Genomic DNA, 7,129 nt, shown 5'->3' on the forward strand with positions numbered 1-7,129 from the left:
AGCCGAGCACATCCCAGCTGCCCGACTCGGTGCCCTGCGAGGTGCTGCTGGTGCTGCCGGCATAGCCGCCCAGACCGTAGCCGAGGCTGTAGCCCTGCACCGTACCGCTCAGATGCACGGCGGTGGTGTCGTCGTAGCGCTCGACACGACCGGCATTGCTGACGACGTTGCCGGAAGACATCTGGTCGATGCTCACGCCGGCATGGGCGAACTTGGTCGTCGCGACCGAGGCGGCCAGGGCGTTCTTCTGCTGGTTGTTGTTGCCCGAAGCGACGTTCACGCCGATGTTGCCCGAGGCCCAGCGGAAGGCATTGTCGGTAACGTAGGCATCGTTCTTGACGCCCTCGTTCACGGTGACGTTGCCCATGCCGGTCTGGCCGACGTCGATTTCCGAATCGGCCAGGCCGAAGGCGAAATCGGCATCCGTGGCGGCGAGCGCGGCGGCGTTGTCCTGGGCGTTGTTGTCGCCGGAGGCCACGTTCATGCCGATGTTGCCCGAGGCCTGCGCGGCCGTGCGGTCCTCGATCGAGCTGGTGTTCTTCAGCTTGTTGTTGGCGGTGACGTTGCCGGTCACCGACTGGTTGTTGTCGACCGTGGCCACCGCCGCCGAATCAAACGGCGCGTGGTGCTGGTCGTGGTTGTTCGCAAAGGCCATCGGGCTGCCGAACAGCGTGGCGACCGCCAAGGCGATCAGGGTCTTCTTGGATGCGTTCATGGTGTCCTCACTCCGATTCTTATGGTGGTCAGCGCGGTAGCTCCGACACGGACAGCGACAGGATGTTGCCCGTGGCATTGCCCGATCCCGCGGTCTGGTTGAGTTGCAGCACGCCACGGAAGCCCTGCATGGCGCCCGCGGCGACCGACACGCTGCGCGTGCCTTCACCCGGTACGCCGGCGCCCGTTCCCGGCTGCACTTCTGCCGACGCCGAAACGGCGGCAGACAGCGAGCCGTCCGTCGTTTCGCGTATGCCCTGGCTGGCCAGCGCCGCGGCGACCGCGTTGAGCTGCGTGTTCGCCGTCCCGCTGGCCTGGTTGATCGATACGAGCCCGTGCGCGCCGGCAAGGACGTCGCCGGCGATGGAGGCCTGCGCCTGCGCCGGCGCATTGGCCCGGTTGTCGAGCGTCCGCTGGCGCGCGTCGATCGATGCCTGCGCCTGGGTGCCGGTGGCGAAGGCGCGCAGGTTGGCCTGGCTGTTGAGATCGCCCGCCGCCAGGTTCATCGCGACGCTGCCCTGCGCGCCCTGCAGCGCGTGACCATCCAGGCGGCTGCTGGTGAGGTAGCCGAGCATGGCGGCGTAGTCGTCGTCGCTCGCGTTGACGCCGGTGCTGAGCATGGCCAGCGTGGCGAGAAAGGCGAGCACGATCGGGCGGCGCATGGCGCTCAATGCCCGTTGCCGAAGGGCAGTTGCGCGAGCGCGCCCTGCACCTGGTCGCCGATGCCGCGGGTCGCGTTGCCGATGGCGACGGTCGGGGCCGTCACGGTGCTGCTCACACTGTTGCCGGCGACCATGGTGCCGCCGCTGCCACGAACCAGCATGCCCTCGAGCACGCGGCCCTCGGTGGATTGCAGTTGCACGGTGGGCGAGGGCGTCACGCCCAACTGCGCGATGTCGTCGTCGGAAAGTTCGCCGCTCCCCAGCGAGGCGAGGATTTCCGGCTGCGGCGAAGGTGACACCATCAGCGCCATTCCCGGCGGTGCGGGCCGGGCTGCCGGGCGCGTCGATACCGTGCGCAGCAGCACGATGTCCCCCGGCCTGGCATCGACCGCCCGGTGCGCATCCGCCGCATGACCGGCGAAAGGCAGGCCGACCAGCGCGAGCATGGCCGCTAGCGGCCGGAGCGCGAGAAGGCGGGACGGAGGGGCGACTGCGGGTTCCATGGCACGGCTCGTTTCCTTCGGTGAGTGCCTCGGTGGCAAACGCCGTGCCAAGCCCGCGGATGGCCCTCAAACCGCGCCGTGGTGCCGCTTTCGACGTCCCCGCAGCGGTTCCCGCCTTCACCCGGTGTTACAGCGCCCTGGGCGCCAGGGCCCTGCCGGTCGGCGCAAAACCGCATGGCAGCGTGCCCGGCGCGGGGTGTAACAGCGGCGATACACCTTGTGCGACTGTTACAACCGCAGGCGCCGGGGCGGCCCAGTCGCGGTGCTAGCATGTGCGGGCGACGCCCCGGTCGCGCCCCACGCATGTTGCAACGGCGCCCAGGCGCCGCCGGAGAGCCATGTCCACGCACGACGCTTCCCTGATCGATCTGGCCCGGCGCTACTGGTTGCCGGTGTATCGCCCGCGCGAGCTCGTGCTCGACCACGGCCGCGGCGCGCGGCTGTGGGATACGCAGGGGCGCGATTACGTGGACTTCGGCGCGGGTATCGCAGTCAACGGCCTGGGTCACCAGGATCCCGACCTGCTTGCCGCGCTCACCGCGCAGGCGCACAAGTTGTGGCACAGCAGCAACGTGTTCTACACCGAGCCGCCGCTGAAGCTCGCGCAGGAGCTGGTCGAGGCGTCCGGCTTTGCCGAGCGCGTGTTCCTGTGCAACTCGGGCGCCGAGGCGAACGAAGCGGCGATCAAGCTGGTCCGTCGCTGGGCGGCCGCGCAGGGACGCGACGCCGGACAGCGCACCATCGTCACCTTCCGTGGCTCCTTCCACGGGCGCACGCTCGCCACCGTCACGGCGACCGCGCAACCGAAGTACCAGGAGGGCTACGAGCCGCTACCGCAGGGCTTCCGCTACATCGACTTCAACGACCTGGCCGCACTCGAGGCGGCATTCGCGCAGGGAGACGTGGCCGCGGTGATGGTCGAGCCCGTGCAGGGTGAGGGCGGCGTGCGCCCGGCGGCGCCCGGCTTCCTCAGGCACGCGCGCGAACTGTGCGACCGCCATGGTGCGCTGCTGGTGCTGGACGAGATCCAGTGCGGCATGGGCCGCACCGGCACGCTGTTCGCGCATGTGCAGGACGACGTGGAGCCGGACATCGTGACGCTGGCCAAGGCGCTCGGGGCGGGCTTCCCGATCGGCGCGATGCTGGCCGGAGCGAGGGTCGCCGACGTCATGCAGGTGGGCGCGCACGGCTCGACGTTCGGCGGCAACCCGCTCGCTGCGGCGGTGGCGCGCGTGGCGCTGGCCAAGCTCGGTTCGCCCGCGGTGCTGCTGAACGTGGAGCGCCAGTCGAACGAACTGCGTGCCGGCCTGGCGGCCATCGACGCCGAGCTGGGCCTGTTCGAGGAGGTGCGCGGGCGCGGCCTGATGCTGGGCGCGGCGCTGGCGCCACCCCATCGTGGCAAGGCCGCTGCCATGCTCGACGTGGCCGCGGCAAGCGGCGTGCTGTTGCTCCAGGCGGGCCCCGACGTACTGCGCCTGCTGCCCCCGTTGACCATCACCGACGAGGAACTGGCGCAGGGGCTGGAGCGCCTGCGCACGGCCTTTACCGCCTTCCTCGCCGCCCCTGCCGGAGAAACGCCATGAAGTACCTGCACACCATGGTCCGCGTGCGCGACCTGGATGCGTCGCTGCGCTTTTACTGCGAAGGCCTCGGCCTGCGCGAGGTGCGCCGCAAGGAGGTGCCGGAAGGCAAGTACACCCTCGTCTTCCTTGCCGCGCCGGAGAGTCCCGACGCGGAGATCGAGCTCACCTTCAACTGGGGCTCGGAGGAGGACTACGGCTCGTCGCGCAACTTCGGCCACCTGGCGTTCCGCGTGGACGACATCTATGCCACCTGCGAGCGCCTCAAGGACATGGGCTGCACGATCCACCGCCCGCCGCGCGACGGACACATGGCGTTCGTGCGCTCGCCCGACCTGATCTCGATCGAACTGCTGCAGGAAGGCCATCTGCCGCCGCGGGAGCCGTGGGCTTCGATGCCCAACACGGGCGTCTGGTAGAGGCGACTCAGGCCAGGCTGCAGGCCGCCGGCGTTTGGCGCAAGGTCGGCAAGTTCACGCGTGCTGCCTGGCCTCGCGCAACGCGCCGCGCGCGGCTTCCAGCGTGTCGGCGATGTCCTGGTCGCTGTGCGCACTGGACAGGAAGCCCGCCTCGAATGCGCTCGGTGCGAGGTACACGCCACGCTTGAGCATGCCGTGGAAGAAGCGGTTGAACAGCGCCGTGTCGGCCGCGGTGGCCTGCGCGTAGCTCGCCACCTGTCCGGCCGTGAAGAACAGGCCGAACATGCCCCCGACGCGGTTGGTGCTGAACGGCACGCCCTCGGCATCGGCGACGGCCTGCAGGCCGTCGCAGAGCAACCGCGTGCGTGCGGCGAGCTTGTCGTAAAAGCCGGGCGCCTGGATCAGCTCCAGCATGGCCAGGCCGGCTGCCATGGCGACCGGATTGCCCGAGAGCGTGCCTGCCTGGTAGATCGGGCCGGCCGGCGCGATCTGCTCCATCAAATCGCGGCGCCCGCCGTAGGCACCCACCGGCATGCCGCCGCCGATGACCTTGCCGAAGGTGGTCAGGTCCGGCACCACGCCGTAATGCGCCTGTGCGCCGCCCAGCGCCACCCGGAAACCGGTCATCACCTCATCGAAGATCAGTAACGCGCCGTGGCGCGTGCACAGCTCGCGCAGCCCCTGCAGGTAGCCGTCCCTTGGCGGGATGCAGTTCATGTTGCCGGCGACCGGCTCGATGATCAGGCCGGCGATGTCCGCGCCGTGCTCGGCGAACAGCGTCTCGGCCGCCGGCAGGTCGTTGTAGGGCAGGGTGAGGGTCAGGTCGGCGGCGGCCTTGGGCACCCCGGGCGACGTCGGCACGCCGAAGGTCAGCGCGCCGGAGCCGGCCTTGACCAGGAAGCTGTCGCCGTGGCCGTGGTAGCAGCCCTCGAACTTCACGATCTTGCTGCGCCCGGTGGCGCCACGCGCCAACCGGATCGCCGACATCGTCGCCTCTGTGCCGGAGTTGACCATGCGCACCATATCCACCGACGGCACGAGGCGCGTGATCGTCTCGGCCATGGTCACCTCGGCCGGCGAAGGCGTGCCGAAGGACAGGCCATCTCGCACTGCACGCTCTACCGCCTCGCGCACGCGCGGGTGGTTGTGGCCGGCGATCATCGGGCCCCACGAGCCGACGTAGTCGATGTAGCGCGTGCCCTCGACGTCCCACAGGTAGGCACCCTCGGCGCGCGCGGTGAAGAACGGCTCGCCGCCGACCGACTTGAAGGCGCGCACCGGCGAATTGACGCCGCCGGGCATCAGCCGCTGTGCCCGTTGGAATAGCTCGTGGTTGGTGGTCATGGATGGGGCTCGTCGGAAGGTTAACGGTAGAGGTCGCCAAGGCGGCGGGTTGCGGCGCGCACGTCGGTGGCGCCGAACACGGCCGAGATGGCGGCCAGGTAGTCGGCGCCGGCGTCGACCAGGGCGGCGCCATTCTCGGGCGTGATGCCGCCGATCGCCACCCGTGGCACGCCTAATGCGGCGCTCTGCCTCAGCAATTCCAGCGGCGCCGTGCGGGCGTGCGGCAACGTCGGTGACGGAAAGAAAGCGCCGAACGACACGTAATCGGCGCTCGCCTTCGCCATCGACTGCGCACGTTCGAGCGAGTCGAAGCAGGACACGCCGATGATCGCCTGCGCACCGAGCCGCGCGCGCGCGCCGGCCAGTTCTTCGGCGGTTTCGCCCAGGTGTATGCCGGCGGCGCCGACCGCCTGTGCGAGTGCCGCGTCGCCGTTGATCAGCAGTGGCACGCCGTATTCGTCGCACAGGCGCTTGAGTGCGAGGGCCTCGGCATGCCGGCGGGCATCATCGTGGCCCAGGTCGCGGTATTGCAGCAGGCGTGCGCCCCCGGCCAGCGCCTCACGCGTCACGTCCAGCAGATCGTTGCGGGAGCCATTGGTGATGGCGTACACGCCGCGCGAAGGGAACGGATGCATCGGGGTTCCTTGTGTCTGGTCGCCGCGCTTTCGCTCTGGCGGGGGAGTTGCGAGAATGGCCCATTCAACTGCAGACGAAGACACGATCCGATGAGCACCGACGCCAAACCCCCCGCGACGCGCAAGTGGATGTGCGTGGTATGCGGCTTCATCTATGACGAAGCGCTAGGCGTGCCCGAAGAGGGCATCGAGCCGGGCACGCGCTGGGAAGACGTGCCCGACACCTGGACCTGCCCCGACTGCGGCGCGACCAAGGACGACTTCGAGATGGTCGAGACCGACTGACACGCGCCTCGTGCCCGTCATCAAACGGCCCGGTTCCGTCATCGTGCGGACCGGGCCGTCTGCTTTCCTGTCTCCGTAGTCGACGCGGGAGGCGCGCATGAAACAGTTCATTCCGTTCGAAGACGAGTGGGACATGCTCGACCGGCTCGACCCCTCGCGGCTGGTTCCCTACCAGGTAGGTCTGCCCTGCCAGCGGGGCGCCGGTCAGCGCACTGCGCCGATGTCGCCATCGACCTTCAGTTCGTCGCCGGATTCCACGCCGATGCGTCGTGCCGTCCCGGCCGGCAGCTCGAGCACATAACGCGCAGGCGCGTCGCTGGGGTAGCTCGGGCAGGGATCGGCCTTGCACGGCGGCACGTCCAGTTGCATCGATACCAGCTTGCGGTCGGCATCGAAGTAGAGGATGTCCAGCGGTATCAGGGTGTTCTTCATCCAGAACCAGCGTGGCTGGGTGTCCGGGAACACGAACAGCATGCTGTGATCGGCGGCCAGCTCCTTGCGCATCATCAAGCCGCGCTCGCGACTGGCATCGTCCGTCGCGAGTTCCGTGCTGAAGTGATGCCCATGCAGATCGACCGCGGGCGCGGGGCTCTTTGGTACGGCGGTCGCGCAGCCGGTGGCGGCGAGCAGCAGGAACACCAGGGGCAGTCGCTTCATGGCTCGGTCCAGATGTAGTGAGCGTTCGAGTGTAGCGGTTGAACCCAACCCCAACGGGTTCAAAAAAAACTCCACGCCCCCTTCACAGTGCTCGCGCGCGGCGCTATGATTCTCGCCCCTTCGACGAGGCCGCCCTCGCGAAGGGTTCTCCCCTTCTCCTGCGACGAATTTTCTTCTCACAGGGTGTTGACGGACAGAGAAACGAATGTAGAATGGGCGGCTCACCCGGGACGAAACGTCTCGGGGCGATTCGAGGAATCGGTCGCAAGTGATTGATCTTTGACAGTGTGCGCAGGTGACTTGTGTGGGCGCCTTGCGGTGGATGGATGA

8 protein-coding genes are annotated in these 7,129 nt (G+C 68.7%); 3 read left to right on the forward strand and 5 right to left on the reverse strand.

Features of this window, described 5'->3' with window-relative positions; all coding sequences use genetic code 11:
• Positions 1–743 precede the first annotated feature (743 nt).
• The gene (locus ACFWZU_RS05815; RefSeq protein ID WP_439700477.1) at positions 744–1,376 is read right to left on the reverse strand and encodes a hypothetical protein; all 633 of its coding nucleotides are present in this window, start codon (positions 1,374–1,376) and stop codon (positions 744–746) included.
• A 5-nt stretch (positions 1,377–1,381) separates the two neighbouring features.
• Positions 1,382–1,879: a hypothetical protein gene (locus ACFWZU_RS05820; protein ID WP_439700478.1), complete on the reverse strand. Its 498-nt coding sequence runs from the start codon at positions 1,877–1,879 to the stop codon at positions 1,382–1,384.
• Positions 1,880–2,217: 338 nt separating this feature from the next.
• Between ACFWZU_RS05820 and ACFWZU_RS05825 the strand changes: the two genes are divergently transcribed.
• Positions 2,218–3,462 (forward strand): acetylornithine/succinylornithine family transaminase, encoded by a 1,245-nt coding sequence (locus ACFWZU_RS05825; protein WP_439700479.1) that lies wholly within the window; start codon positions 2,218–2,220, stop codon positions 3,460–3,462.
• Entirely contained in the window at positions 3,459–3,878 is a 420-nt protein-coding gene (locus ACFWZU_RS05830; RefSeq protein WP_439700480.1) for a VOC family protein, read from the forward strand. The genes ACFWZU_RS05825 and ACFWZU_RS05830 overlap by 4 nt, the downstream gene beginning before the upstream one ends.
• A 54-nt stretch (positions 3,879–3,932) precedes the next feature.
• Here the strand turns inward: ACFWZU_RS05830 and hemL are convergent, their stop codons facing one another.
• Together hemL and thiE are read right to left on the reverse strand one after the other, a co-directional pair.
• Positions 3,933–5,222, reverse strand: a complete 1,290-nt coding sequence (gene hemL, locus ACFWZU_RS05835; protein WP_439700481.1) for a glutamate-1-semialdehyde 2,1-aminomutase — start codon at positions 5,220–5,222, stop codon at positions 3,933–3,935.
• Positions 5,223–5,242: 20 nt separating this feature from the next.
• Positions 5,243–5,857: a thiamine phosphate synthase gene (gene thiE, locus ACFWZU_RS05840; RefSeq protein WP_439700482.1), complete on the reverse strand. Its 615-nt coding sequence runs from the start codon at positions 5,855–5,857 to the stop codon at positions 5,243–5,245.
• 90 nt (positions 5,858–5,947) lie between these two features.
• Between thiE and ACFWZU_RS05845 the strand changes: the two genes are divergently transcribed.
• Positions 5,948–6,142, forward strand: coding sequence for a rubredoxin (locus tag ACFWZU_RS05845; protein ID WP_209621664.1), 195 nt, complete (start codon positions 5,948–5,950; stop codon positions 6,140–6,142).
• Positions 6,143–6,346: 204 nt separating this feature from the next.
• Here the strand turns inward: ACFWZU_RS05845 and ACFWZU_RS05850 are convergent, their stop codons facing one another.
• Positions 6,347–6,799 (reverse strand): DUF192 domain-containing protein, encoded by a 453-nt coding sequence (locus ACFWZU_RS05850; protein WP_439700483.1) that lies wholly within the window; start codon positions 6,797–6,799, stop codon positions 6,347–6,349.
• Between the last annotated feature and the right edge of the window lie 330 nt (positions 6,800–7,129).

It is taken from the genome of Frateuria sp. GZRR33 (assembly GCF_051900425.1).
Lineage (GTDB): Bacteria > Pseudomonadota > Gammaproteobacteria > Xanthomonadales > Rhodanobacteraceae > Frateuria_A.

Bases quoted from the DNA above. Each gene is read 5' to 3' on its own strand.
- ACFWZU_RS05815 (WP_439700477.1), bottom strand. From the start codon at position 1,376: ATGCGCCGCCCGATCGTGCTCGCCTTTCTCGCCACGCTGGCCATGCTC.
- ACFWZU_RS05820 (WP_439700478.1), bottom strand. From the start codon at position 1,879: ATGGAACCCGCAGTCGCCCCTCCGTCCCGCCTTCTCGCGCTCCGGCCG.
- ACFWZU_RS05825 (WP_439700479.1), top strand. From the start codon at position 2,218: ATGTCCACGCACGACGCTTCCCTGATCGATCTGGCCCGGCGCTACTGG.
- ACFWZU_RS05830 (WP_439700480.1), top strand. From the start codon at position 3,459: ATGAAGTACCTGCACACCATGGTCCGCGTGCGCGACCTGGATGCGTCG.
- hemL (WP_439700481.1), bottom strand. From the start codon at position 5,222: ATGACCACCAACCACGAGCTATTCCAACGGGCACAGCGGCTGATGCCC.
- thiE (WP_439700482.1), bottom strand. From the start codon at position 5,857: ATGCATCCGTTCCCTTCGCGCGGCGTGTACGCCATCACCAATGGCTCC.
- ACFWZU_RS05845 (WP_209621664.1), top strand. From the start codon at position 5,948: ATGAGCACCGACGCCAAACCCCCCGCGACGCGCAAGTGGATGTGCGTG.
- ACFWZU_RS05850 (WP_439700483.1), bottom strand. From the start codon at position 6,799: ATGAAGCGACTGCCCCTGGTGTTCCTGCTGCTCGCCGCCACCGGCTGC.